Source organism: Brevibacterium sp. Marseille-P9724, assembly GCF_902500275.1.
Classification (GTDB): Bacteria; Actinomycetota; Actinomycetes; order Actinomycetales; family Brevibacteriaceae; genus Brevibacterium.
Window position 1 is genome coordinate 1 of record NZ_LR723002.1, and the last position, 26,307, is coordinate 26,307.

Here is a 26,307-nt window from a genome sequence, read left to right on the forward strand (position 1 = left end):
ACACCAAGCGACTTCACGAAGCATTGGACTACGCCACCCCACAAGAACTAGAAACCGAGTACTATCTCACCCAGCCCATCAACACAGGGGCGTAATAGAAGCGGAACTAAACCCAGGACGCTTCACATCCTGCGGAAGCTCACGACCCCACACCCGCTCACCAGACGCGTTCAAAGCACACGCAAAATGGTGCGTCTTTCCCACGTCAAGACCAAACCAAACCGCATACCCAACATCCATGACAGTCCCCCTTGACCATCGAAGAAACGGCCGCGGGAATAGTCACGACACCCGATGCTGGCACCCACGTTACGACGAGACCTCAACAGAGTTGGGCCAAGCCCCTATCAGCAGTCAACGCGCGCCCTGGACTCCTGGCGACAACACCCCCCCCGGATCATCAATGACAGGGAAAGAAAGCCATACCAGGACCAGCGACCAGATCCCTTTCAGGACCTACAAAAAATATAGGGGCACCCCTGTCCATCCGCCTAATGGCTAGAGGGCCTTGCGGAAGTTGTCCTCGCTCAGTTAGGACGCTGCAAGTTTACCTGCGATTACTTCTTGTCTACTTTTGGCCAGAAAGCCGTCTTAGCTTATCGCCGATCGGCCAGAAGTTTCCTCTCCTCATAGACAGCAACCGTGACCGACGATCAACTGGGTTCAAAGCGCAAATCCTACTGATCAGGAGAACAGTTCATGTCTAAATTACGGCTAGCCATTCTGGCTGGGCTGACGAGTCTCAGTTTGACCGTCGCGGCCACCCCTGTCATCGCGGACAAGGGCGATGCCCCGGTCGCAACAGAAGAAAGACAGATCAAACCGGTTGTGACTCCTCGCCTCGATTGGCAGACATGCGGAGAAGCGGAATGTGCAAAAGTTCACGTACCTCTCGACTATGCGAAGCCGAAAGGCAAAAAGATCTACATCGCTGTGAAGAAGATCCCTGCAACGGGGACCTCAGGGAAGACCGGCACACTTTTTGTGAATCCAGGTGGTCCAGGTGCATCTGGTAAAGACTGGGTATCGGACCGGCTCGATCTGTTTCCCACTGAAGTCAGGAAGAACTTCGACATCGTCGGATTTGATCCACGGGGGACGAACGCAAGTACGCGGCTGAAGTGTTTCAACTCGTCGAAGAAGAAAGCGAGCGTGTACGAACGCCTCACCAACGGGTTCCCCGTATCCTCCGATGAGGAAAAGGACTACATTGGCGCAGCCGGCGAACTTTCGAAAGCATGCGCTGACGAACCGTTGGCACAACACATGTCCACCACGGACGTTGCCCTGGACATGGACATGTTGAGGCGAGCAGTCGGCGACACGAAACTGACGTACCTTGGGTTTTCCTACGGAACCTACCTCGGACAGGTCTATGCGGCAGTGTTTCCCAACAAAGTGCGGGCAATGGTATTAGACGGTGTCATTGACGCTGAGGCATGGCGAGGCAACCGACGTAATGCAATATTTCCGATGCCGATGCGAATGGGCAACGCTCAAGGTGCGTCTGAGGCTCTAACCGAGCTCCTGGACCGTTGTAGTGACGCAGGAGAGTCCTGCCCTCTCGAAGATCCGGACAACGATCTGGAGAATGTAATGGAGTACCTACGCAAACATCCTCTGAAGATCACAGAGGATGGTGAAACCTACGAGGCAACATACTCGAATGTGGTCGATGAAATTCTCTACTCGCTGTACTCCCCAGATGCAGAGGCCGCGATTGATGTGATTGCGGGTACGAAACAATTGATCGACGAATCCGTTAACGCGCAGGTGCAACGCGACTCGTCTCAAGGTGAGGAGTCACCATTCAGCAAGCCAAAGAAGCAGGAAATCAACGATCTGGAACTCAATGCTGCAGTCGTCTGCAGCGACAGTCACCACCCTGACAGCGGAAGTCGCTGGACTCAGCTGGCAAACCGGGCAGACAAAGAAGCACCGTACTTTGGGCGACAGGCTCTTTGGTCATCCATTGCCTGCGCCGAATGGACCGCGAACGACGACGATGCTTTTGCAGGATCGTTTTCGGTGGACTCCCCAGCCCTCATCGTTGGTGCACGATGGGATCCCGCAACCTCATATGCAGCTGCCAAGAGAGTCAACAATCGACTTCCACACAGCACCTTGCTGACGAGCAACAACTGGGGCCACACCTCGTACGGTGTATCGCAATGTGCCGATGATGCGATCAACGACTATCTGATCACTGGCGAACAACCGGCCGCGGATATTACCTGTTCTGACGGAGTTCAGCCATACACCGACTGATGATCGTCGTTTCCCATCAACCCAGGTGATGTTTCTGGCCACCCTGCAGAGTGCTCATCGCTTCAGCATTGACGCGAGAAGCATACGCCAGGGTGGTCAGACACATCGATGTTGCCAGTTACCACAACGTTTCCAGACGCAGAAAACCGTCGAGGAGATCGTCACCCACAGCTTTGCCGGCGGTCGTCAGTCTGCGTATTTGGTTGAGCCTGCGGTGGCATTCGGGGCCGACAACTGGTCTTCTGATGAAGGATCTGGCGCCAGATACCCTCAGATCGACGAGAGGAACCACCAGAGGGGCAGCAACGGATACTGGACTCGGAGGAAGCAGATAGCATGAAGATCCGGGGAAAACCCAGGGAGGAATCGCAAGACTAGAAGGATCGGGAATGAACAACCAACAAGCCCGAACGACCTGGACGATTCGTGCAGACGGGACCGCACGAAGCTTTTGGACACACTTCCTTCCTCGCTGGGCATCACGTCTGCTGTTAGCTGCGTCAAGTACCGGGTTCGGGGTGCTCATCCGGACTCCAAACTCAGATATACCCATCCCGGTGAAGGCCGTGCTTATTGTTCTATCTATTGTGGTCTTCGTCGTTGCGTTGGCCTACGAAATCATGTCGACGAAAGTCAGAGACAAAGAGAAGGACGGGCTTCAGGATCGCTTGGAGGAGTCCAAGGTCGAGGGGGCACGGCAGTTTGCGACACGTGTGAATGGTCTGCTGACGGAACAGATTGAGGTCAGCGACGGTGGTTGGACCCGGAACGAAGCCGCCGCGTACATTCGGACAGTTGTCAAAACCACGAGCGACATGATCGGTGTCGAAAAATGCCGAGCTTGCCTATTTGAATACAACACGATCAACGACGACAAGCAAGAGGGCGAGGACCCTGAACTACGACCGCTCGACGTGGGATACGCGCTCAACACGACCACTCGCACCTTCAGAAGCGACACTGAATACGGTAAAGCGGCAATTGCACTGACGCAGAATCAGGGTGCGGTCCTGGTCGAGGATGTGAAAGATTCGCCCGACTTTGCGGTCGACCCAGATATCAAAGGATACGAGACGTTCGTCGCCGTCAGCGTCCACTGGCGAGGTAGTGAACTCGGCATGCTCACCGTCGATGCGCCAGCATCTGGTCAATTGACAGATCACCACAAAGAAATCACGATGCTTCTGGCGCGGTGGGTCGCTGTAGGTCTCTACCATCGAGAGAAATCCACTATTGGACAAGAGCAGCAAGCGCGACTGATCGAGACCTCTTGGGAATCAGAACCAGGGTTTGTTCCTGAGAATGGTGAGAGTTCACAACAACCCCAGCCTGAAGGGGATAGCAAGCCGCCGTGGGCATAACATTGTTCGTCGAGTCTCGTGTCACCGACACACGGTACAGTGTTACAACCAGACTACGGTGGCACACCGATAGACTGATACCCAAGTGTCCCAGTCGAACGTCAGATCAGCGAGGGAGACGAGAATGCGGTACACGGTAGACGATGTAGCTGCCTACATCGTTTCGAAAGCTGGGAGCATCTCGACAGTAAAGTTGCAAAAGTTGCTTTACTACTCGCATGGCTGGAGTTTTGCGCTCACCAACAAGCCACTCTTCCCCGATGAGATACAAGCGTGGAAGTTTGGCCCAGTCGTCGTGAGCGTTTACGCCAATCACCGCAAAGCTCGCACTGTCGATTCCTGGAACTGGGGCGACCCCGGAAAGGTGCCAGAGACACAAAAACGAGTGATTGACGCAGTCTGGGAAACTTACGGCGGACTTTCCCCATTCAAGCTTGTGGATATGACTCACCAAGAGACTCCGTACAAGGTCGCTTGGGCCAAGAATCCTCCTGGCCAGTTGGCTGGTGTTCAGATCACTGACGAGGAGATCTCCAAGTTTTTCAAAGGTATGCGCAAAAAGCCGCAGAATACACTCCCGTAAGCAGCTAGTCAATTTAGTTGTTTGCTAGTTCTATTTGACACGGGTCTGCGCTAAATAGGCAGGACAGAGACTAACATAGTCGCGTACTCTCCTCCACGCTTGAGGCAGGTCGAAGTGCCGTGATTCCTGAGCAAGATTGAGCAGAAGATGGCAAGCAAGCTCCGCCCGCGAACCGTCACCGAGCGGATTCAGGCTCTTCGCGTTGAACCGATCGGGGGCGATGGAGTCGAACGCTCGTCCACGCGATCAGCCGAGACCTACGTCAACTAAGTGAGACAGGAACAACGGTCGGAAACATTTCAGAGGAAAGGCGACCGCTGATATGACCTGGAGGAGCCCTACCCATGTGCCGAAAATGGGTGGACGGAATAGGACGCGAGACTACTTGATGCGCCGCGGTCAAACGTTGTACTTGCGGACATACCGCTGGACAGGCCGCCAGAAACAACTACGAGGTCACCGAGGGGTGCCCGTTAGCTTCCTGGCAGGACCTGTCCTCTCCAGGGAACGGCGCCCGTCAGATCACTGCTGATCGAGCGCATGATCGACCCAGTCAATAAGGATATTGGGGTTGAGTTCGGTTCCCCACCGGTCGTGTGTGCCGTCTGGGTCGAACCACAAAGTTGCATCGCTGCCCATTTCACGCACACGCATCAACCAGGCCAGCCCGAGGCGAGGATCGACTCGCACGTCCCGACCCGCGACGATGACCAGAGTTGGTGGGGTTGAGGATCTGAGTTTGCGCAAGGGAGAGAGCCGATGCAAAACAGCGAAGTCGCGGGAATCATTGACCGGGTCACCCCATTCGTCGAGATCGGCCTGCCCGGTCAGAGATGAGAGGCGAAGTAACGCATGGAGCGGGTCAACGTAACCATTGACGATGACTCCAGCATCGATCAGACCGGGGGCTTCTGTGAGCAGCGATGCGACCAAGAACCCGCCAGCCGATGCACCGATGACGCAGAGGTGAGTAGCTGTGACTGATCCGTTTCCTGAGCGCAACCATTGTGCTGCCGTGACGGTGTCGATCAGTGAGTTTTCGCGCATATGACGGGCTCCAGCTTGGTGGCGTTCAGGATCACCGCCTCCTCGTACATTGGCAGTGGCGACTGCATAACCACGGTCGAGCCAATATCGGAGTTCTGGATCAGTGTCGAGTTCAAGATCGAGCCCGTAGGCACCGTAGACCATAAAGACAACGGGCCCCTGGAACTGGGGACCACCTCGCCAGCGCATGTCAATTGTGCATTCGTATCCGTCAGGAGAAGTGAAACGGTCACGGGCAGCTCGTGTCCCAGCGCGGAGTTCAGCCAGGGGGTTGAGGACGTGACCGGTCGAGTCGAGGTACCAACTCATCGGTGGTGTCCCAGTTGACATTTCGACCGCCGTGAATCCGACGGCTGTGGCACAGGTGTTGAGGCTCAGATCGAACCGCCCCTCCGTCTTCAATAAGGGGCCCGTCGGCAATGCAGAGAACCCGGCCAGGGTGATGAGGTGCAGGTGCTCAGCTTCGCTCTTGGGGGAGCTGAGACTGACGCGCACAAGGACCCGATCCGAGCCAGCTGCGAGTTGGCGAACTTCTCCTTGGCCGTTGGCTACCCTCCACCCGTGATGGATGCGGTTGTGTCCGATTTCGTAGGCATCAATGTGCCAATGATGGCGGTTGTTCGTGGCATGGATGAGCACGGGTTCGTCGTTGAGATACCCCACGTCGAAGAGATCGGGGTCGTGGACGAACCCCGGGATAGACAGGAGGTGGGGATCCGGGCGGTCAGTATCGGCAATCTTCCATTGGCGAGTGCTCCGAACACCGTGTCCGACTTTCACGAATCGGCGGACGGAGCAAGGTAGCACTTTTACTCCTCCTGCGGGGCCCTCGACAAGTGTGATCGCCTGCCAGTCGTTCGAGGCTGCGTTGATCGGCATTACGCGGGCTCGGGCTTTGTCGGCTGTTTCGGGATGAGGTTCGACGTAGACAACTTTGGGTACTGTACCTTCGCACAGGTGGGCGTCTGGGTAGGTTCCAATCAGCACCAGCGTTGGCTCAGGTTCATCCCCGGTATAGACCGTGACTGCGAATCGCTCGCTATGGGGCTGTCTGTATACGCGAAGCCAGTGGCCAATTGAGGCATCAACGTCGAGGTTATGCGCAGACCAACCGGCCAATTCTGCGATCGTCGAGTCCGGGAAGGCCAATGGTTTGCTCTCGCCGGTGAGGGTGACAGGATCGTCAACCCATTTCCCAATGAGCTGACCGCTGTCATCAACGTTGATCCACAACCATCCCTTTCTCAAGGGAACGACTTCGGTTTCGTCGATGTCCAGGTTGGCGAGCTCGTGGCAGCTAGGTTCGAGTGTGTCGATTCTTTGACCGTGTACCTGCAGCAGTGACATGAGTTCGCCGTCCTCGACGGCGAGGTAGTCCTCGACGGTTAGAGCGGGGTGTCCGGTAATTGTTTGCATTCGCTGTCTGTCCTTTCCCTGTATCAATGCGCAGTGAGAGATCGGAACAGAGAAGAACGTTCGCTGACTTCAGTTGGCGGTCCACACTCGACCAGTCGACCTTGGTCAAGGACGAGGACAAGGTCAGCGATGTCCATCCCAAAGTGGCCATGCCCGGCCGCGAAGGTGGTGATGCCTCCCATGGTGGTGCGAATGAGGTCCATGACCTGTTCTCGGTTGAGCACATCGAGTCCGGAAGTGATTTCATCCAATAGCAGCATTCGGGGCCGTCCGATGAGTGTGCGTGCAATGGCTAGGCGTTGACGTTCGCCGCCAGAAAACGCGTACGCGGACTCTCCAACTGGGGCGTCCAGACCCCCATCGCGAGCGTAAATCGTGTCGGCGAGTCCGACCTGACGAATGATGTCCCAGCATTCGTCGTCATCGATGTCTCGCCCGAGAAGGAGGTTGTCTCGGACGGTGCCGCTGAAGAGCGGGCATGACTGTTCGATATACCCGACCTGACGCCGATACACGTCATCATCGTGAGCTGCGAGGGGGACTCTGTCGACAAGGATTGTCCCTTCGGTGGGGACGACAAATTTCTCCAACAGGGACAGCGTCGTTGATTTTCCGGAGCCAGAGGATCCAGTCACGGCGACCCACGATCCAGAGGGAACTGTGAAACTGACATCCGTCAATGCGTTCTCGCGTCCGCCTTGTCCGCGAGGGTAGGAGACTGACACGTTGCGGAACTCCACATCGCCGGCAAGGTGGGGTTCGACGGGCATGTCATTGCCGGAGTCGGTGCGCGGGACGGTGAAGCCAGGTGTCGCTGGATGATTGATGACTGATCTGAGGTTGATGATTCTTTGCAATGCTCCGAGAGACTCTGCCATTTCCATGACCGTGTCTGTGCTGCCGAGAATCGGGCTGATGATCAGCATCGTGTACATGAAGAAGGCAACGAGTTCTTCGGTGGAAATTTGTCCGGTCTGGATTCGCACGACAGCGAATCCGACGATGAGTGCCAGTGTTGCTTGGATGCAGATTGTGATCAGGGGGCCCATGAGGGCTTGAGCCTTGTCTGACTTGTTTGCTGCGTTGAGGAGTCGTAGGCTGCAGCGCTTCAGCCGGCGTGCTGCGAATGCGTCGGCGACGAAAGCTCGGAGAGTCAGCACGGAGTCGAGAGCTCTCGTCGCCTCTGCCACGTATTCGCCTTGGGCTTCTTGCCGGTCGAAAGAGATTGTGGTGAGTCGACTGGAGATGGTGATGATGACTGCCAAGCATGCGACCGTGAGGACAAGAGCCGCCACGGTGAGGATCGGGTCCAGGATCGTCATCTGGACCAGTGCCCCGACGATTAGCACAATGCCACCTAGTGCCTGTACTGGTCCCCGGCTGAATACCTCATTGAGATGTTCAGCGTCGATGCTGCACCGTGCCACAAGGTCAGCTGTCGGATGTTCGACGAGTTTGTCAGCGGGCACGCGCATGGCAATCGTCGCTGATTCGTCGCGAAAGGCTCTGACCGCACGATTGCCTGCCTTAGCGCTGAGTAAATTGACAGCGGCCGTGATGCCGGAAGCGAGAACGGCCAGACCGGCAAGGCCCGCTCCGAAAGGAACGGCTGCCATGAGGTCCTCGGTACGGAGAACTCCGACGATTTTCCCTGCCAGCAGAGGTTGTCCAAGAGACACGAGAGATGCGACCACGGTGCCGATAAAGATGATGACGAGAGTTCTCGGTTCTAGTCTGAGGACACGCAGAAGTCGGATCAGTGGATGTTTGGGCGGACTCGCGAGGAACTCGGCGACAAGCGTGTGGGCACGTTGATCCCTCACTGAAGGCACGTTGAGTGCTTCTTGTTCGTGGACGTCAGAGTGCGAGTTGATCGACGACATGGTCGCTCCCTGCTTTTCGGTGCGGCTGGCCAATGCTGGGCCGGGGCATATAATGGTTGGACGGGTCCTGGCGGGTATGCGTCGGCAGGAACATCCGTGTTATTCATTGATTGACGAACTCGCGACCGGCGGCAAAATGGGATTGCAACCGGTCGCGAGTTCAATGTCGGTTCTTTGACGTGTCGAGGTCGGATAGGCGCTGACCTCAACTGCGACGTCACTTCACGAAGCACGCGAAGTAGCTCTTCTTGCTCTTGTGGCACACTGCGATGCTCACTTTGGATTTCTTCGTGTCGGCTGGGGCTTCTGCCGCCGCTCCCTGGAGTTTCAGCACGTTGGACAATTTGTTCACCTACTTTCAGAAAGTCGGTGGCTCGATCGGTGATGTCAGCAGAAGACGCGGCTCTTCTTGCTCGGCTTGCCGGCGCAGAATACCCAGCTCTTCTTCGAGACCTTGGTTTCGCCGGGAACCTCTGTGGTGCCCTGCAGCTTCAGTACGTTTGCCATCGTTGTCACCTCCTTGGTGATAAGTTGCTGTTTGTATGAGTCGATTGCAAGGGTCATTTGACCCAGCAGATAGCCACGGAGACCTTCGAGGTTCCGCACCACCTGACGCTGATCTGAGACCGCTTCTTCGCTGCCTCGGGAGTCTCGACGGAATCGAGTCCCTGCAGGTTGAGGATGTTCGACATTTTTGTCACCTCCTTTCTGACTTTGAGAATTGATTGCTGAGGGCTCGTGCCGTTAGGCGACGAGCGTGCGACTCGCTTCGGCCGTGGGGTCGAATGGATCCGAGTCGGGTTCTGGGGGCTGCGGAATGGGTTGCAGCGCAAAGTAATCGCATGTACGTCGGCTGATGGGAAGCGTTAGGAACGGTTGGGCGGACCGGTATGCGTGGAGTGCCAGGGCAATACCTGCCGCACCGGTTCCGAGGTCGGCGCTGAGGCGGATTAGTCCGTCCCCAATGGTGACGACGTGTTCCTGATGCACGAGAAGACTGTTGAGTAAGAGGTCGACTTGTCGACTGGTGGCTGTGGCCTGGTCGCCGATTGATGCCGCCAAGGCTGTGACGAGGCCGGCACGGCCATGGTCATATCCGGGGTAGATGTAGAAGTCGCCGGAGCAGGCTGCGATCATGCCGCCACGTTCGTCTGGCGTGAGTATCGTGTTACCGGAAACCCGTTCTAGGGCGGAGGCGACGAGCAATAGGCCGGCTGTGCCCCATTCGACGTAGGGCAGGGTTCGTTTGTTTGCTTCGTCGAGGACAGTCGTTTCGCCTGACTCGGCTGTCACGCAGGCTTCAACATCGGCGCGCAAATGTTCGTGAGCTCGACGTAACGGTTCGGGGTTTGCCGTGATGGAATGGACGACGAGGTCTGTCAGAGCAAGTCCCGTCAAACCCCAGTAGAGTCCACGGCGACGGCATAGTGATGTCCATGCGGAGCTGTTCGGTGTGACCGTGTGGTGCAGGCGTTCATATGCTTGCAGGGCAGCGTCGGTCAGTTGTCTATCCTCGGCCGCATGTGCGACTTCAAGTGCCACGAGAATGGTGCCTGCTTGCCCTCCGGCCAAATCGAGTCGCCGTCGTGCGAGCGACCAATTGAGTGCTTTGCGTGCGGCAACGACGCTCTGGTCCGTTTCGCCGAGCTCGCTGAGTGCCAACGCAATGCCAGCCAAACCGGTGAGGAGTCCGGGATTGTCGTGTGCTGGCCACTGGCGTGCGACGGTAGTTAGGGCGGTGATGTCACTGTTGACTGGAGATCTGCCGATCCGGTGTTGAGCAAGCATGACGCCAGCTCGTCCGGTGGTCAATGTTTCGTGGGAGTGGGGGCTTGTTTCGATGATGTCGCCGGGGAACGCACCGTGATGAGCGTATTGCCTGGACCAGTCAATGCCTGACAGCAACCCGGCGATTGCTGTGTCGACGTTGAGCCCTGGGGGTGGTATGTCGACGGTGAAGTCGCTGGCCAAGACGGGGCGTGCCGTTTTCGGGTACTGGTTTTCAACCCATGTTAATTGGTTTGCTGCACTGTCCCCATAGGTGTTCTGTATTTCCTGGTGGCATCGATCCCAGAACGACGGGGATACGGCTTCAATCTCGAAATCTGCGCAGTAGAGGAGCATGATGATCCGGGCGACTGCGAACCAGTCGGCTTGTTCCGCGTTGAGAGTCTCGTCGGCACAGTATTCGAATACTCGAAAACCGATTTCTCGTTCAGCGTCGAGTCTGGTGGCGTCTTCCAAGTCGAGGACAGTGACTGTGCCGTCTTCAGCGACGAGTACATTGCCAGGGTGGAGATCCCCGAGTGCCCAACCTTTTTGGTGGATGGCCGAAACGGACCTGATGAGCTGATCGACGATGGCGACGGTTTCGAGCGCGTACTGTTCAGGATCGGATTCCTGGAGGTCAGTTCGGCTGACCATCCAGGAGGTAAGTGTGGTGCCTTCGGCGTAGTCGAGTTCGAGGAATCGGTGTTCCCACGCAGTGAACGAACTGCGGATCTGTTGGACTCCGGGGAGGCCGGTCAGGTCTTTGAGGACTTCTTCCTCGCGCAGTTGGCGTTGCAATGCGCATCTGTTGCGGCCGTCGAGGCCGGCATGGGGGCGTGCTTCACGCAGGACCCGGACTTCTCCGTTGGGAAGTTCGGCGCGGTAGACGCCTCCAGCGTTGCTGAAGTGCAACGGTTCGATAGTTGAGAAGTCGTCCAGTCGAGACTGACACGATTCTTGTGACGCTGCGTATGCTGCCTGAAGTGTTGCGGGGAGCTCGATACCGTTGGGGATGGTGAAGCTGGGGGTACGCAGGTCTGGGATGAGACCCATCGTGTGGGGGTCGATGATGGAGTCGATCGGCTGATCATCAACACCAGGTGTTTCCAGGCCGAGGATTGCTCCGTAGCGGACGAACACTGGAGCGTTGTCGGTGTAACGAAGGTCCGAGAGAATGTATGGACCGTCCTGACCGGCTAGTTCCGTGGACAGCGAGTCGAGCAGCTGTGCCAACTGGTCGTCGTTGTCGGGGTAGACGGTGATGAACTTGCCTGCCGAACCTCGGTCACTTTGTTTGGATGACGATTCGGTGAGTTCAGCGATCGTGGGGAGGAACTTAAACGCGGCTCCTGCATGCAGGCAGATCTCAGTGGTACGAGCCAGGGTCTGTTCTGCACATTCGGGAGTGGCTGATACGTGGATTTTCCATCCCTGCACTCGCGGCTGCCAGTCTCGGGGAGTCCAACCTTCCCAACCGGCCCAGGACTGCACGAGCCACCCTGCGGGGAGTTCGTGTGTCTGTACGCGCTGAGCAGGTTCGTTGCCCATGGTGGCGGGGTTCTGCGGTTCACCATAGAAAGGTGAAGCTTTCGTCGCCCCCATGTAGTACTCGGCGCGTACTGGCATCGCTTCCTCCTGGGCAGTTCACCGAATTGTTCTATCCTGCGAGAAATCTGCAACTGCAACTAAAGTTGTTGTTGCTTGGTATGTATTCATTTCAATCGACGGGAACTACATTCACAAGGGATTTCAGATGGAGTTGGCGGAACGTTTGGAAGGTACGGCTAATAGTTAGTAAAGGGGCCCGGCACAGTGAACTGCTCCCCATTAGTTGGACTGAGAAATCAGTTACCGACTAGTGGGGAGTAGTTTTCGTTGAGAGCACGAAGTTCGCTGAGTGAGCATCAGCGCGAGCAGTTGGTTGGACTGTTTGAGCAAGGCATGGGCTATCACGCCGCTGCGAATGCTCTTGGTGTCTCCAAGTACGCCGTCCGTAAGTTCTGTCGTCGGTTTAAGCTGCATGGCAGGCTATGTCTTGTGGAGAAACCGACTAAGCAGCAGTATTCGTTCGAAATCAAGAAGGAAGTTGCCGAGCGCCACCGTGCTGGTGAGACAGCGATGGATCTTGCGCGCGAATTTGGCCTGTCATCAGAGCAGCTAGTCAGAGGGTGGTCGTGGAAATGGCGTCAAGGTGGCGATGAGGCACTAAAACCGAAGCCGAAGGGCAGACTCAAAGGCTCGGTCGCGCCGAAGCCGCTCTCGGAGGAAGAGAAGCTGCGACGCAGATCGGAGGGTGTCAGGAAGTTTGTGTGTGAGGCTTTGATCTGAAGGAGTTTCACCGATAATGACTACGGTGTCACCGAAGAAAGGCCATGACCCGGCGAGGGTCAACGAGATCAGCGAGAAGCTGATGGAGAATCCTGAGCTGGCCAGCCTGATAAGCGAGCTGTCGACCTCTACTGACGATGCAAGTGACCTGGTCAAAGGCCTGTTGCAGGCCTCGATCAATGCTGGTCTGCAGGCGGAAATGGATGCGCATTTGGGCTACGGACATTCCGACCGTAAAACCAAAGCCCAGGTTGAACCCGCGCACGGCGGCAATCACCGCAACGGGTCGCACACCAAGACCGTCAATTCTGGCTATGGCGCAGTGGAAGTGACCGTGCCCAGGGATCGTGCTGGCACGTTTACCCCGAAGATGGTGCCCAAGGGAGCACGCCGGCTGACAGAGCTCGACGACATGATCGTCTCGCTGTATGCCGGTGGGATGACGGTGCGCGATATTCAGCACCACCTTGCGACCACGCTTGGGGTGGATGTGAGCCCGGATACGATCAGCACGATTACCGATGCGGTGTTAGACGAGGTCATGATCTGGCAGAACCGCCAGCTCGACGAGTTTTACCCGGTGATCTTCCTCGACGCGCTCCGCGTCAAAATCCGTGACGGTCACCGCGTGGTCAACAAAGCCTGCTACATGGCTGTTGGCATCGACATCGACGGCATCAAGCACATCTTGGGATTGTGGATCGCTGAAAATGAAGGCGCCGCATTCTGGGCATCGGTGTGCGCGGATCTGGCCAACCGCGGTGTCCAAGACGTGTTCATCGTCTGTTGCGACGGGCTGAAAGGCCTGCCGGAAGCCGTGGAGGCAACCTGGCCGAATTCTATGGTGCAGACCTGCATCGTGCACCTGATTCGAGCTGCGAACCGGTGGGTGTCGTATCAGGATCGCAAAGGTGTCTCCCGTGTGCTACGTGAGGTCTACACCGCACCGAATGAGGACACCGCCCGTGCCAGCCTTGATGCTTTCGAGGCCAGTGAACTGGGCCGTAAATACCCGCAATCGGTCAAAGTCTGGCGCGACGCCTGGGACCGGTTCGTGCCGTTTTTACAGTTCCCGCCTGCGGCACGGCGAGTGCTCTACACCACGAATTCGATCGAATCGCTCAATGCTGAGCTGCGGAAAGCTACCCGTAACCGGGGGCAATTCCCGAACGATACTGCGGCGTTGAAAACGTTGTGGCTGATGATCTGCAACATCGAGGACAAGCGCGCTGCCCAGCGAGCGAGGAAAGCGAAGCGCGACATCGAATGCAACGGCTATATTGAAGGAGCGAAAGCCACCGGGTGGAAACAAGCCATCAACCAACTAGCCGTGGCTTACCCCGACCGATTCGCGGACTACTTGTAAACCAAGCCGCGCACACAAAGAATCGGACACCCTCAAAGTTAAACCAGTCCAACTTTCGGGGGCCAGTTCACATTCGATGTGGGGCTCAAGTGGTGATGAGGCTGGAATCCAGTGGGCATGGCAGTTCGGTTACCACTGCGATGCTTTGTCGGCTCGCGCGGGTTAGAGCCGGGACTGATCCGGCAAGCCAAGACGTGATTTCGGAGGGTGTCCGATGAGCCCACGGACAACATAGTGTTGTAGTGCGGAAGTTGCTCTCGAACCGAGTACCTACACGCATCTCCTTGTCCGTGCTAGATGTTCCGGACCACGAGAGCGTTGACAACTATTGGCAGTACCTTCAAAGGCGCAGTGCTGTCCAGGAGCATCGTGTTAGCTCCACTGAATCGGTACCGGAGTCCAGTTGGTCTGTGTGCGGCGGGAAAGTCGGGAGTGAAGCGGTGGTTGGACCAGGCCCGCGACGACCCCTCGATTCTGATTGATGCGCTCTTCGACGCTCCGGCCGAAAAGGCCATGAACGTGGACGTGACGGGTAGGTAGGTGTCGCAGTCAGTGGTGTCGCGTCTTGAGCCGAGATGAGAGCCTTGAAGGCTGAACGCAACGAGATTGAGGCTGAAACTGTGGGTTTGGCTGATTCGTTCCATCTTCGTCAGGAGTGAACGTCCGGGCTGGTAGTCGGCGTTACGACCCCGTCGCAGTTGCTCCTGGCGGTCGGTGCGTTCAGCGTGTTCCAGTTTGCAGGTCATTTGTCCGCGTTTGCCGAGTTTGCCCCTGTGGCGCGGTGGTCAGGGACATTGAGGCGAAAGCGTTCCCTTCGCGAGCAGGCAACAATCGGTTGAAGAACGCGTTGTTCCCCTCGGCCTGCGTGGCCTCAAATCGCAACGCTTTCCAAAAGGCCTATTGAGACAGAGAACGATATGAGGGCAAACTCCACATTGCTGCAGTGATGTGTCCGGCTCGTCGCCGGCACAACGTGCTGTTGGCGATGGTCCAAGCTGGGGCCCGCTACGAGGCGAAGACCCCAGCTGCTCCTTCACGACGAATGTAACGAGACGTCTGCAGCGTCTCGGCGTATCCCGGCGCCACCCGCCTCAGTCTTCGGGCTCGCTCACGTGGGCGCGCAAGACCACTTGAACGGCGGAGATGCCGAGCACATCGGCTGCCGTCATACTCAGGAGGGGGGCGCTTCAGATAAGAGCGAAGTCGTCGGGTCAGACTGAGACGGCGGAAGAGATCCGGTTGAGTTTGTGGCGGGCGAGGGCCAGGTTGGCCTTTTTCCTATCGAGCACGAGGTAGATGAAGAGCCCGTCGGTGTCGGTGGTGTTGAGCACGTTGATGAGGTGGTATTGGTTCTCGAGCGTGATCATAATGTCCTCGATGCGCTCGTTGATGCCAATATCGGTCATCGTGGCGAGCTTCGCGCGGATGACGTTCGAGTTGCCGGCGGCGGCGACGGTGAGGTCGAATCCGGGACTGCCGCCCGTTCCGAGCGCCATTCCGGAGGAGATGTCGACAATCGCGGCACCGCTGGCGCCGTCGATGGCGAGGAGATCGTTGATGGCTGATTCAATCTTCGACATGTGTGTTGTCTCTTCTTTCTTCTCTTCTGATTCTGCGGCCTGGGTGGCCTGCGTGATGAGGTGCGGCCCGGTGGGAGCCGGGCCGGCCTCGGTGTGCGGGAGGTTTCCGGGGAGGGAATCCGACGTTTCGCGGCGCGGGGGTGGAGCGAGGTCGGGATCGCTGCGCTTTTCGCCCATTGGAATGGCGATGTTCGCCTTCCTCCTGTGGGATGGGGTGCTGCGTGGCGGTGCGTTGGCGCGGATCCGGAGAGCCTCTGCCTCGGGGGCGACCGCCGAGGAGAGGGCGACTTCAGCTGGGTCGGGCTCGGTCATTGCGAAGGCGGGGCTGGCCTCGGCGAATTCGGGTGTGGTGAACGGTGCGTCAGGGATGATTGGCAACCGTGCGGTGTCGGCATCGTGTCCGGATGGGCGGTCCTGACCGTGGTCGAGAGCCTCGTCGGTCGGAACCGATGCGACGTCGTCGCCCCGTGCGGATCGCCAGAATCTTAAGTGCAAGCGGGTCCTTTCCGACACTTGTGGTGGTCTTAGTGATTGCCTTTGCCGACCAGTTCGCTGTCTCCGGCATCCGACCAGTCGTATCCGAGGGCGAGGACCATGATGCTGTCCTCGTTCAGGGACTCATTCGGATAGACATCGACAAGTGAACCTTCGCGCATGATCGCGATTCGGTGGCAGCGGCTTGTCAACTCGGTCATATCGGATGAGATGAGGACGACTCCGCTGCCCGCCTCGGTGAGCTGATCGATGAGTTCGTAGATTTGCTGTCGGGATCGCTCGTCCACGCCCTTGGTTGGCTGGTTGAGTACGAAGAGAACGCCCGGCTTTCGAAGCGCGCTCGCGAGCTTGATCTTCTGCTGGTCGCCCCCGGAGAGTTCTCCGATCCTGTCGTGTATGCTTGACGTCTTTACGCCCAAGGTCTTGACCAGTCGGATAACCTCGCCGAGGCGGCGCGCCTCGGACGCGAAGGACTGTTCCGGCGAGGCCTCATCCCCGATCACCGAGCTCGTCAGTGTGGCCTGTTCAGGGAGCGCGTCTTCGTCGTCTTCAGCAATGTTGACGATGCCGGCGCCGAGGGCTTCGTCAACGTCGGCGAACTCATGTTGGATTCCATTGAAGGTCAGCGTGCCCGAGTCGGGGCGGGCAGCGCCGCCGATGATCGTCGCGAGCTCGGTGACGCCTGAGCAGCGCAGTCCGGTGATCCCGACGACCTCACCGGTATAGATCGACAGCGAGGTTGGGGCGAGCGAGCCCGCACGGGTGACTCCGTCGAGGCGCATCAGCTCGGCACCGGTCTTGGGTTCTTTCGGACGGTGCTGTCGAGCGACCGGCTCTCCGAAGATTTCTTCAATCAGCGCCGCTCGTTTGGTCTCTCGGGGCACGAGCATGCGGTGCATTGCCCCGTCGCGGATGACAGCGATGCGGTCAGACAGGGACTGAAGCTCGTCGATCCGGTGAGAGATGTGAATGACCGACCGTCCCTGCCTCGCGAGCCGGGAAGCCAGTGCGTGGAACAGGGAAATCTCATGATCGTTGAAGCTTGCAGAGACCTCGTCGAGGAGGATGACCATCGTCTCTTCGCAGGCCAGACGCAGGATCTCCACGGTGGCCAGCTCAGCCGGAACCAGATCGTTAAGCCGATCGGTGGGGTTGATGTCCACCCCGTAGTCGGTGAGCAGATGGTCGGCTTCGGATTCCTTCGCCTTCAGATCAAGGGTGGACCGGAACGAGGTGCGGAAGATCGCTTCGGCCACAGACATGTCCTCGTCAATGCGGATGCGCTGCGGAACATAGCCGACGCCGATGGCTCGTGCCTCATCGATGCTGTCGGGAGCGTAGATCTCTCCGGCCAATGTGATCGAACCAGAGTCGGGTTTGATCTCACCTGAGAGTACCTTCATCGGGTCGACTTGCCGGCGCCGTTGGTTCCGACTACGCCCAGAATCTCCCCGCGGTAGAGGGTGAAGGTGAAGGAGTCCAGCGCTGTGCGGGAGCCGTAACTCACGCTCAGATTGCGGGCAGAAAGCATCGCTTCTGCGGGCAGCGCACCTGCATGACGGTCTCGGGTTTCGGTCGGTTGATCCGACGAGTCAATCTACCAGTTATGTTACCAGAACGTCAATGGGAGTCTTGGCGGTGAATTCCGGGCTCCCAGGCCCCTCTGTTGGCAGCTTGCGGACTTCTTTGTCGCCTCTCATAGCGGTCATTCGCCTCTGTCTCAACGATGCCGAACGATCGCGCTCATACCTGTTTTCGGAAAGGGAGTCGTGTGTCAATCGGTTTCGAATGCGGAAATGCAGGTGATCATTTTGGCATTCATGCGCAATTATTTCGGGTATTGCGGAGAGCCGCTCGCGTCTTGCGGGTCAAATGTACGGCAGGATCGAGGCGCTCGTTCCGACTCGAGGTGGTGGTGAACACATCGCCTTCGTGAAAGGACACGACCGTGTTGCTGTCGCCCTCGCCTGATTCTCGACGCTGGCAAGCTAGCACGATTCTTCGTTCATCTGCAGTCGCATCGCGTGCGACACCGCATTGCATGTGCGAACTAGCCGCAGCCGGGTATCTTGAGGTGTGTGTGTCGGGACTTGATTCGGAAATTCAGTGGCCTCCGGTCACGCGGTCAGCCCCTCACCTCCACTGGGCTTCTAGCTCTTTGTCGCCTAGTGCCGAGGGCCGTATAACTTTGAGGTTTCCTTCGGGCTCAGACCCTAGTGACGATACGTTTCCTAGTTCGTACTTTCGGTTCGGAGCTAACTCAATGCCGAAGCAGCAGTTCGGCATGAATATTTATGGCATCGCTGAATACGAATAGAGTCGCCCCCTCCAGCAAAGGGTGGGGGCGACTTTGCTCTGTTCGGATAGTGATGCCAGGCCTTATGCGGCGTCAAGTCAATCTGCAACGAGTCGAGCAATCACCAGCGGTTCCACTTTGCGCAGGGCTTGAAGCGTTGGCAGCACTGTTGCGCTGATGGTGATGACGAGAACGGCGAGGATTGTCGCGGTGAGGGTTGCCATCGGTGGAACGAATGCGTAAGTCATACCGGCTGATGGGAGTCCAACTGCCACGACGGCGAGGGCGCCTGCAGCCATCACCATGCCCAGCAGAGTGGCAGTAACCGTAATGATGACGGCTTCGAGAAGCGGGACGAAGATGCGTTGCCGGGGTGTCGCGCCCACGATTCCGATGAGAGCCAATTCCGCGTCACGTTGCCGGGACATCATGATCAGCGAACCCACTCCGCCGGCCAGAGAGATCATCAGCGGAAGGCCGAGGAATACCAGCAGAGATGCTGGCCCGCTGGCGGTGATTTCAATGTCGTACCCATTGGCGATGAGCGTGGCCTCTAGTGACCCCCAGATTGCGAGCATTCCCAGGAGGAGGCCGATCGTCATCATCACCGGGACCACTGACCGTGTTAACCGGCGGGCACGCGCGCTGACGGTGCGTCGGGCCAATTGCCAACTCGCGAAGGGCAACGGCAGCAGGCGCACCCAGGCTTTAGTCAGAGGTCCAATGAGAATTGGTGCGAGTAGTGCCAGCAACACGGCGAAGATGACGAGCACAGTCATGCTCAGCAGAATCAAGTTACTGACGGTCTCAGAGTTGGGTTCGGACGTGAACGCGGCGATCGAAGAATATGCAGCGATGAGGACAAGGGCGACGAGACCAGTGGTAATGCTGCGTCCGACCGTCATACGAATTGTGAGCCCGTCAGCCGTGTGTTCTCGAACGGCTTCCACCGGAGCGATCTTGCTGCTGCGGATGGCGTGTCGAATCCCGCCGAGAACTGCTACTGCGATAGCGCCGAGTGTTGTGGCAAGGATCGGCCACAGCGAGTACACCGGATCAGGTACCGGCATAGATGTTCCGGCCTGGGTACGTTCGAAAGCGAGGAAATTCAGAGCTGGCCGCAGGGCCGCCACGGCAAGAAGTGAACCGATTAGGGAGCTGACGAGACTGACAACGACGAGCTGAACGACGACGGTTCCTACGATCTGCGGGGGAGTCGCACCGTTGAGGGAGAGCCTCGCCAAGGCACCCCTGCGTGCATTGAGTGCCATATTGGTGGCGGTACCGATGACAACGATGCCCACGGCAATGCAGAACAGTAGATTCTGTGCAGGGGTGATGACGAAAGCTGCGGAGTCCAGTGGGTCAAGGTCTTGGACTTGCATGAACCGGATTCCCGCCACCATTGTCAGCACCGAGAGAACGAGTGCGAAATTGGTTGCAACGAACGCCAGGCTCACACCTATCCAGGTCGACCAGGAGCCCCGGAGCTCGGCGAGCTGGAGATGCCACATGAGTCATCCCTCCCGACGTTTGCTGGTCAGCTGGGCAAGAGTGTCGGCGACCTGGGCGGCTGTGTTGGGGCGAATCTCGTCGACGAGGTGCCCGTCCCCGAGGAACATTACCCGGTCACAGCGTGCAGCCACAGCCGGGTCGTGAGTGACGATGAGGACGGTACGCCCCGGTTTGCGAGCAACTTCGTTGAGTTTCGTCAGTACCAGTTCTCCCGACCTGCTGTCGAGCGCACCGGTTGGCTCATCGGCGAAGACAATCTCCGGAGCTAGCGCCAGGACACGGGCCAAAGCTGTGCGTTGCTGTTCACCACCAGACATCGAGGGAGGCTGAGCATCCACTCGGTGTCCGAGTCCAACCTCGTCCATCACCGTCAGGAGCTGTTCGCGAGGTGGTTTGCGGCCTTCCAGCAGGTAGGGCAATGCCACGTTCTCGTAGGCAGTCAACGTAGGTATGAGGTTGTAGGACTGGAAGACGAATCCAACGTTGCCGCGGCGCATTTTCGCCAGAGCTGTTCTGGACTGGGTTCCGAGATCCATGCCGTTGAGCCGAACCTGACCACTGCTGGGGTGGTCTAGTCCAGCTAGGCAGTACATGAGGGTTGATTTCCCTGAACCTGAAGGGCCCATGATCGCGACGAGTTCGTTGGAGTCGATCTGTAATGATATTTCGTGCAATATGGGCAGATCGCGGCCGTCGACTGTGAACGATTTGGACAGGCTTTGGGCTTCAATAGCAGGCCCAGTGGCGGTTCTGGGAGTGCTATTGAGTTGCGGGGCGTGTGTCATGGTATTCGTCTCTTGCTTCTTCCATAGTTGACGACGTTCGCCTAGTTAGAGGCTTCGACATCGGGTGATTTAAGAGTTATCAGCGGTCACCGGTGGCGACAATGGATCTTGAGGAAGAGTGGGCGAAAGTTAGGTCGGCATCGACGACCTGCCAAACATCGCGAAAGCGTTGAAACCTCGATCATGTCGAGACGGAGCAGTAGCACCGTGAACTCCATGCCGCGTGTGGGCCGTGATCAGTTGTAATTATTCGGTAAGAGTCAGCTACTCGTGCGGCGACGAATCCTGTGTAAGCACGGCTTGCTGAGCAACGGCCAACGCGGGGCCGTGCGCGGAGGGCACAGGTTTGCTGTGGGGGAGTTGAACTGACAACAGCCACTGTTCGTGGTGGGGGCCAGCGTGAAAGGTGCCACTGAGTAAGTCGACGCGTTCACGGATGCCACGCAAACCCATTCCATTGGACAGCTCACTTCGTCGAGGCCGTCGTGATAGTGCACTCGTTATTTTTAGGGATGCTTGAACTTCATCGACGTGGAGGCGGAAGTCGCAAGACGTTGCGATTGGGGCGTACCGGAGGATGTTGCTGGTAGCTTCTTGCATGGTTCTCACCGCGGTCTTGATCTGTGCCTGATTCAGATCATCCGCAGCCGGATCGAGGTCCAAATGCACGTCAAATCCAGCGTCGACAAGTTCTACACGCAGCTGCTGTGCCATCCGCGAAGGCGTCACCAGCGGACCGGTTGCCTGCGCTGACCGGAGCCCGTGGAGGAGAGCATCAAGTTCGAGGCGCGCTGAGTCGATATTGCGGCGCAGCTTTTCGATCACACCAATGAGTACTGTGCATTCGTCTGAGGCAGAACTGGCCATGATCATCATCGTGGTGATCGATAACTGGTGGGCAACAACGTCGTGGAGTTCCCGGGCCAAGGTCTGGCGTTCCTGAGTAATTGCACTGTCGCGTGATTTCGATGCCAACGCTACGGACGATTCTGCATTCGCTTCTTCTTCGGTGAGGGCGCGCCAACTGATTCCGATGAGGACACCGGCAATAGCGGCATACCCGTGGAACCATCCATGGCCGTCACCGTTGGTTGCTGAATCCTGGCCGCCAAGAGCATAAGAGACGAAGAAAGTGACCAGCCCCGCGACCGCCATCATTGTCGGAATGAGCAGTTTGGGGTGCTGCCGCGCCACGATGAGGCAGATGACTGCGGTCGGTAGTGCGCTCCAGAAGCCAACAGGTTGATCTATCGTGACTATAAAGACTGCTGTTGCGAGACAGACGAGGCAGAGAGCAATACCCAGAGGCTTTCGCCAAAGAGTCACCGCGACTGCGGTGCAGGCAGTGACTTGGACCAACGACGCCGAAGTGAACCCGCCGATGACGGGACCAAGTAGCCCCATCGCGATGGCGAGAACCTCCAAGCCAATACGCATTGCCGGTGCTAGTCGTTTAAGCGTCTCTTCGGAGAGACTGGTGGCTCGGGACTCAACGCTCGTAGTGTCGCGTAATGCGTGGAGGAGATGTCGTGTCTGTCCGAGTAGGTCACGACTCGTTTGGTCAAGGCTCGTGAGCATGGCGCGAAGCTCTACGAGTGGGCGGTCGGTGGGCTGAGCTGACAGCTTCTGGAGTTTCCTAAGTCCGAGCTCTAAGAGGGCTTGCAGGTCATCAGCGAGCCGCAGCCGTTCGGTCCGGCGAATGTGTTCCGCCTCTTGCTCGAGAGCCCGAGCATGGTGTCGCGACCGCTCGATCACACGGAAGGAGACTTCAGCAACGGAACCCATGAGGAGCCCCAATGCCACAAGAACAATGAGGAAGACTCCGACTTCGAAACCCCATCCGGGATGAGCAGTTGATGTCTCCCACGCGGCGAGGAACCCTACTAAGGCACCGCAGACGAAGCAGCCGATGCGCATCATCCAACCCCCGCGCAACCCGGCGATGACACCGACAAGTAGCCACAACAGGTGGTCACTACCGATGGATTGAACGGTCAGGGCTAACACGGTTGATAGAGCAACAAGTACTCCGCCAAGCCAATGTTTGCGCCACAGGAGCGCGGCAGCCGCAGACACTACGAGAATGCACTGAAAGAATGTCAACGGGACCAGTCTGACGCCGGTGGAGTCTGGACCGAGTCCGCTGCCGACGAGGGTACCGGCGACTTCAAGTACACAGACGCCGAGGGCCGCGATGCGTACTCCGTTGCCGACGCCGGAGAGCACGCTACCTGTCTTGCCGTTGAGTTGGTCGCGCAATGCCCCATCACCGTCTTGCGTTGGTCGAGGGCTTCCTCGACTAACTACTCTTGTGGATCAAGTTTAGCCGACCCATTTCGACCGTAACGGGATCACGGACGTAGACCAAAAGTCGTGGTCAGAAAGATACGTTGCTTGATCACTCGTTGCGAGGCAGAGTCAAGATTAATCTCCAATGCTGCCCGTCCGGGTCCAATTCGACATGTAGCCTGCCCCCTACGAGATCCGCGCGGGCCTTCAGCTGGGAGATGAACGCATGCGGTGGCGGCGGGAGCTGAGCCAGGGTAGACGCCGAACCGTTCTGGAATGAAAACCGGATCATGGACGAAGAAATGTCGGTAACCACTTGAGGCGGATCATCAATCGGCAGATGACGCTCGACGTGGTCCAAGGCCAGATTGATAGTAAGCACGAGGACGTAGCGAGAAATGATGTCGAGTCGGTCAGCCTCACGAGGCACCGCCACATGCACCTTGGTACGATGACGGTCTAATGTCACCTTCTTCTCACTCGCAGCGACGGTCAGCAGCCACAGGGCCGAGGTATTCAAATGTGGGGCTGGAGCGTCAACTGACCGTAACAACTTTTCGACGAGTCCCAATGCAGTCAACGCCTCTTGGGTGAGGCGCCGAATTTCTATGAGCACCCGAGGGCTGAGTCTCAGCGACCATCACCTGAAGGGCCACTGTCGACAAGCAATGTGTCACCGTGTCGTGGAGTTCTCTCATGATTGCGAGACGACCATCGCTACCCATCATGTGTCGGCCTCCTGGCCTATTTTCTGTCGTTGATGATGAGAGGATGTGTTTGGTGCAGGGAAGGCCACGTGTGGCAGTGTCGCGAGTTGAGGCCGCGGCTGATGAGGGGGAAGTCACCTGCAGAGCGGAAGAATTTTGCAGAACAAACTCTGAGGTTCCAGCGAAGTGACTTCCGATGCATGCGCCTCGGTTGCTACGGGGCCGAGAATGCTTCCCAATGCCAGCACTATTCCAACAGTAGTCACCGCGCAGTGCTTCATGATCTTCACTTTCTGAGGTTTCGGTTGTGTAGTAGTCAGCTTGGTCGACAGAGTGCTGTCTGCACCATTGACAACCGGCCAGGGGCGTATGGCTATTCGGCCATTCCTGAACCAAAAAAATTCCAATCTGAAATTCGGTTCACTACATCGGCTAGAATCTATTCATGTGTCGCAATCAATTGAGATACTGGTAGTCGACGACGACCCGCTTGTCCGTGCCTCCTACAGAGCCTTCTTCGACAACCAAGACGGCTTCGACATCGTTGGCGAAGCTCGCGAAGGTGCTGAAGGAATCGAGGCATACGGTCGTCTGTCTCCTGACCTGGCCCTCATGGATCTTCAGATGCCGGGAATCGCCGGCATCGAAGCGACCGCGGAGATTTGCCGGAAATGGCCGGACGCCTGCGTTCTGGCGATGACAACTTTCGGAACCAGCGATTACATCGTTCGTGCACTGCAAGCTGGAGCGGCCGGATATTTACTTAAAGATGTTGGTGGGCCGGGTCTGCTGGCTGGAATTCGACAGGCAATGAACGGAGACATGCCGCTCTCGGGGAGGGTCCGGCGCGAACTGGTAGAAGTAGTGGCCGAGGAACGTACTGGCCTATCTGCGAAGCCAGCTGACGTTGGATTGACAGAGCGTGAGGAAGAGTTGCTGGTGTGGGTGGCGCAAGGACTGACGAATCAGCAGATTGGGGCGAGAATGTTCGTCTCTGAAGGGTCAGTCAAGCAGTACTTGCTCAATGTTGGACGTAAGCTTCAAACGCGTTCCCGGACGAGCATTGTCGTTCGTTCCATCCAGTTGGGCCTCATTGACCCGTTTGAACTACCTTCGAGCGACGACTAGGTTCCATACGCCCAAGGGCCTAGGCAGCGGCAGGTGAGCTCACCGCAGGTCTGATGCAGTGAAGTTCATGAGTGGCGACGGTGATGCTGACTCGCATGGCCGCGTAGCCCTGACACGAACGGGTGAGGACTTCAACGGCGTTTGAAGAAGCGGCCAATGAACCCGGAATCGTTGGTTGATCGTTGCATGAGTGTCGTCGAGTCGAAGTCTGACTCCACTCCGGAGAGCGTTTGAACGAGGTGATTGCCAGCTGCGATGAGATTGTCAGGGTCATTGAACAGGTGACGCGGTAGTCGGCCAATTGATGATGTGTAGGTCTCCCCGGAGAGCGCTTCCAACGCTGACAGGGATTCCACCGCAGAGTCAGGGTCATCGATGAGGTATGGCCAGTCTTTGGTGACTATTCCGGAGTAGTTTTCGGTGAAGTTGGTGGGGTCGATGTAAGAGGCGACTCCAAAAGCGTGGAGAAGTGTCCGGTAGGCGATTCGTTCGTCGCAGTCTTCATCAATTCGGCACGGGGTTGTGCTGAATGGTCCACGACGCCACTCAACTTCCGCCGGGACGCACGGGACCTCTAGCGCGGCGAGTGCGGCAAGGCGGTGGTTGCCGTTGCCGTTGATGCGGAATATGTCGCCGAGTGGCGATTCGTAGCCGTCAACATTGATTCGTAAGAATCTATCGTTAATGATCGAACCGTCCGAACCGATTCCGAGCAATTCTTGAAGACCACGTTCTTCGCCACGCTCATTGGCGATACGTTGAGCAAATTCTGCGATACCGGTGATGCGGTCAGGGGAGCGGCCACGTTCGGATTGATGATCGTAGTACGCGCGGTCGCTTGCGTCATGAATGAACGACTGTGTCCCAGGTTCCTTGAGGAGCGCTCTGTTTGGGTTGATCCAGCTCCATTCGACGTCCTGTTCAGGCAGTCCCGCATATAGTTGTCCGAATGATTCATCAGGCAGATACGGTCGCGGGCGGGAAGCGAAAAGAGTGATTCTCTTCGTGAGCTCGTCGACGTCGGGAACTTTCATGCTCTGGAGATGCTTGATGAGCAAGGTATGAGCGGTTCGTGCAGGGGGGTGCCCCTATATTTTTTGTAGGTCCTGAAAGGGATCTGGTCGCTGGTCCTGGTATGGCTTTCTTTCCCTGTCATTGATGATCCGGGGGGTGTTGTCGCCAGGAGTCCAGGGCGCGCGTTGACTGCTGATAGGGGCTTGGCCCAACACTGTTGAGGTCTCGTCGTAACGTGGGTGCCAGCATCGGGTGTCGTGACTATTCCCGCGGCCGTTTCTTCGATGGTCAAGGGGGACTGTCATGGATGTTGGGTATGCGGTTTGGTTTGGTCTTGATGTGGGAAAGATGAAGCGTCCTGGGTTTAGTTCCTACCTTAGGTAAGGAAGGATTGAACTATGCCTAGAAAGTATTCCGTCGAGTTCAAGGAGAAGGCGGTTCATCAGATCATCGAAATGGTCCGTTTGGAGTCTTGC

General features: G+C 57.4%; 19 protein-coding genes. 7 read left to right on the forward strand and 12 right to left on the reverse strand.

What is annotated here, in order from left to right; all coding sequences use genetic code 11:
* Positions 1-699: 699 nt before the first annotated feature.
* The 4 genes from GC119_RS10575 to GC119_RS11200 all read left to right on the forward strand — a co-directional run bounded on the left by GC119_RS10575 (position 700) and on the right by GC119_RS11200 (position 4,482).
* Positions 700-2,268 carry an alpha/beta hydrolase gene (locus GC119_RS10575; RefSeq protein WP_151953125.1) on the forward strand — a complete coding sequence of 523 codons (1,569 nt, stop codon included), beginning with the start codon at positions 700-702 and terminating at the stop codon, positions 2,266-2,268.
* A 389-nt stretch (positions 2,269-2,657) separates the two neighbouring features.
* Complete coding sequence (locus GC119_RS10580; RefSeq protein WP_151953126.1) at positions 2,658-3,629, forward strand: GAF domain-containing protein; 972 nt, start codon at positions 2,658-2,660, stop codon at positions 3,627-3,629.
* 124 nt (positions 3,630-3,753) lie between these two features.
* On the forward strand, positions 3,754-4,212 hold the full coding sequence (locus GC119_RS10585; RefSeq protein ID WP_193215661.1) for a Panacea domain-containing protein: 459 nt from the start codon (positions 3,754-3,756) through the stop codon (positions 4,210-4,212).
* A gap of 147 nt (positions 4,213-4,359) precedes the next feature.
* Positions 4,360-4,482 (forward strand): hypothetical protein, encoded by a 123-nt coding sequence (locus GC119_RS11200; RefSeq protein WP_256174420.1) that lies wholly within the window; start codon positions 4,360-4,362, stop codon positions 4,480-4,482.
* A 252-nt stretch (positions 4,483-4,734) separates the two neighbouring features.
* Here the strand turns inward: GC119_RS11200 and GC119_RS10590 are convergent, their stop codons facing one another.
* The 4 genes from GC119_RS10590 to lanKC form a co-directional block, all read right to left on the reverse strand.
* Positions 4,735-6,675, reverse strand: coding sequence for a prolyl oligopeptidase family serine peptidase (locus tag GC119_RS10590; protein ID WP_151953128.1), 1,941 nt, complete (start codon positions 6,673-6,675; stop codon positions 4,735-4,737).
* A gap of 23 nt (positions 6,676-6,698) precedes the next feature.
* Positions 6,699-8,558: an ABC transporter ATP-binding protein gene (locus GC119_RS10595; protein WP_151953129.1), complete on the reverse strand. Its 1,860-nt coding sequence runs from the start codon at positions 8,556-8,558 to the stop codon at positions 6,699-6,701.
* Positions 8,559-9,118: 560 nt separating this feature from the next.
* A complete protein-coding gene (locus tag GC119_RS10600) occupies positions 9,119-9,250 on the reverse strand; it encodes a SapB/AmfS family lanthipeptide (RefSeq protein WP_141738014.1) in 132 nt (43 codons plus the stop codon).
* Between the two features lie 52 nt (positions 9,251-9,302).
* Entirely contained in the window at positions 9,303-11,954 is a 2,652-nt protein-coding gene (gene lanKC / locus GC119_RS10605) for a class III lanthionine synthetase LanKC (protein ID WP_070424722.1), read from the reverse strand.
* 411 nt (positions 11,955-12,365) lie between these two features.
* On the opposite strand from lanKC, the gene GC119_RS10610 reads away from it, so the two are divergent.
* Both GC119_RS10610 and GC119_RS10615 read left to right on the forward strand, forming a co-directional pair.
* A complete protein-coding gene (locus tag GC119_RS10610; protein ID WP_218079029.1) occupies positions 12,366-12,656 on the forward strand; it encodes a helix-turn-helix domain-containing protein in 291 nt (96 codons plus the stop codon).
* A 16-nt stretch (positions 12,657-12,672) separates the two neighbouring features.
* Positions 12,673-14,022 (forward strand): IS256 family transposase, encoded by a 1,350-nt coding sequence (locus GC119_RS10615; RefSeq protein WP_151953130.1) that lies wholly within the window; start codon positions 12,673-12,675, stop codon positions 14,020-14,022.
* Between the two features lie 1,211 nt (positions 14,023-15,233).
* Here the strand turns inward: GC119_RS10615 and GC119_RS11120 are convergent.
* From GC119_RS11120 to GC119_RS10655, 7 genes are all read right to left on the reverse strand, one after another.
* On the reverse strand, positions 15,234-16,097 hold the full coding sequence (locus GC119_RS11120) for a hypothetical protein (RefSeq protein ID WP_226829409.1): 864 nt from the start codon (positions 16,095-16,097) through the stop codon (positions 15,234-15,236).
* A gap of 29 nt (positions 16,098-16,126) precedes the next feature.
* A complete protein-coding gene (locus GC119_RS11205; RefSeq protein WP_070573538.1) occupies positions 16,127-17,500 on the reverse strand; it encodes an ATP-binding cassette domain-containing protein in 1,374 nt (457 codons plus the stop codon).
* Positions 17,497-17,604: an ATP-binding cassette domain-containing protein gene (locus tag GC119_RS11225; RefSeq protein ID WP_176745717.1), complete on the reverse strand. Its 108-nt coding sequence runs from the start codon at positions 17,602-17,604 to the stop codon at positions 17,497-17,499. Before GC119_RS11225 ends, GC119_RS11205 begins: the two co-directional genes overlap by 4 nt.
* A gap of 887 nt (positions 17,605-18,491) precedes the next feature.
* Complete coding sequence (locus tag GC119_RS10640; RefSeq protein WP_070424726.1) at positions 18,492-19,853, reverse strand: FtsX-like permease family protein; 1,362 nt, start codon at positions 19,851-19,853, stop codon at positions 18,492-18,494.
* Positions 19,854-19,910: 57 nt separating this feature from the next.
* On the reverse strand, positions 19,911-20,693 hold the full coding sequence (locus GC119_RS10645; RefSeq protein WP_070424727.1) for an ABC transporter ATP-binding protein: 783 nt from the start codon (positions 20,691-20,693) through the stop codon (positions 19,911-19,913).
* A gap of 264 nt (positions 20,694-20,957) precedes the next feature.
* Positions 20,958-22,952 carry a histidine kinase gene (locus GC119_RS10650; protein ID WP_141750160.1) on the reverse strand — a complete coding sequence of 665 codons (1,995 nt, stop codon included), beginning with the start codon at positions 22,950-22,952 and terminating at the stop codon, positions 20,958-20,960.
* 139 nt (positions 22,953-23,091) lie between these two features.
* Positions 23,092-23,598 (reverse strand): hypothetical protein, encoded by a 507-nt coding sequence (locus GC119_RS10655; protein ID WP_070424729.1) that lies wholly within the window; start codon positions 23,596-23,598, stop codon positions 23,092-23,094.
* A 538-nt stretch (positions 23,599-24,136) separates the two neighbouring features.
* Between GC119_RS10655 and GC119_RS10660 the strand changes: the two genes are divergently transcribed.
* Positions 24,137-24,817, forward strand: a complete 681-nt coding sequence (locus GC119_RS10660) for a response regulator (protein WP_083274360.1) — start codon at positions 24,137-24,139, stop codon at positions 24,815-24,817.
* Between the two features lie 131 nt (positions 24,818-24,948).
* Here the strand turns inward: GC119_RS10660 and GC119_RS10665 are convergent, their stop codons facing one another.
* Positions 24,949-25,851 carry a hypothetical protein gene (locus GC119_RS10665; protein WP_141738015.1) on the reverse strand — a complete coding sequence of 301 codons (903 nt, stop codon included), beginning with the start codon at positions 25,849-25,851 and terminating at the stop codon, positions 24,949-24,951.
* Positions 25,852-26,307: the final 456 nt, after the last annotated feature.

What these genes read in the sequence shown, in the direction of transcription:
- GC119_RS10575 (WP_151953125.1), top strand. Translation starts at nt 700, where the DNA reads ATGTCTAAATTACGGCTAGCCATTCTGGCTGGGCTGACGAGTCTCAGT.
- GC119_RS10580 (WP_151953126.1), top strand. Translation starts at nt 2,658, where the DNA reads ATGAACAACCAACAAGCCCGAACGACCTGGACGATTCGTGCAGACGGG.
- GC119_RS10585 (WP_193215661.1), top strand. Translation starts at nt 3,754, where the DNA reads ATGCGGTACACGGTAGACGATGTAGCTGCCTACATCGTTTCGAAAGCT.
- GC119_RS11200 (WP_256174420.1), top strand. Translation starts at nt 4,360, where the DNA reads ATGGCAAGCAAGCTCCGCCCGCGAACCGTCACCGAGCGGATTCAGGCT.
- GC119_RS10590 (WP_151953128.1), bottom strand. Translation starts at nt 6,675, where the DNA reads ATGCAAACAATTACCGGACACCCCGCTCTAACCGTCGAGGACTACCTC.
- GC119_RS10595 (WP_151953129.1), bottom strand. Translation starts at nt 8,558, where the DNA reads ATGTCGTCGATCAACTCGCACTCTGACGTCCACGAACAAGAAGCACTC.
- GC119_RS10600 (WP_141738014.1), bottom strand. Translation starts at nt 9,250, where the DNA reads ATGTCGAACATCCTCAACCTGCAGGGACTCGATTCCGTCGAGACTCCC.
- lanKC (WP_070424722.1), bottom strand. Translation starts at nt 11,954, where the DNA reads ATGCCAGTACGCGCCGAGTACTACATGGGGGCGACGAAAGCTTCACCT.
- GC119_RS10615 (WP_151953130.1), top strand. Translation starts at nt 12,673, where the DNA reads ATGACTACGGTGTCACCGAAGAAAGGCCATGACCCGGCGAGGGTCAAC.
- GC119_RS11205 (WP_070573538.1), bottom strand. Translation starts at nt 17,500, where the DNA reads ATGAAGGTACTCTCAGGTGAGATCAAACCCGACTCTGGTTCGATCACA.
- GC119_RS10645 (WP_070424727.1), bottom strand. Translation starts at nt 20,693, where the DNA reads ATGACACACGCCCCGCAACTCAATAGCACTCCCAGAACCGCCACTGGG.
- GC119_RS10665 (WP_141738015.1), bottom strand. Translation starts at nt 25,851, where the DNA reads ATGAAAGTTCCCGACGTCGACGAGCTCACGAAGAGAATCACTCTTTTC.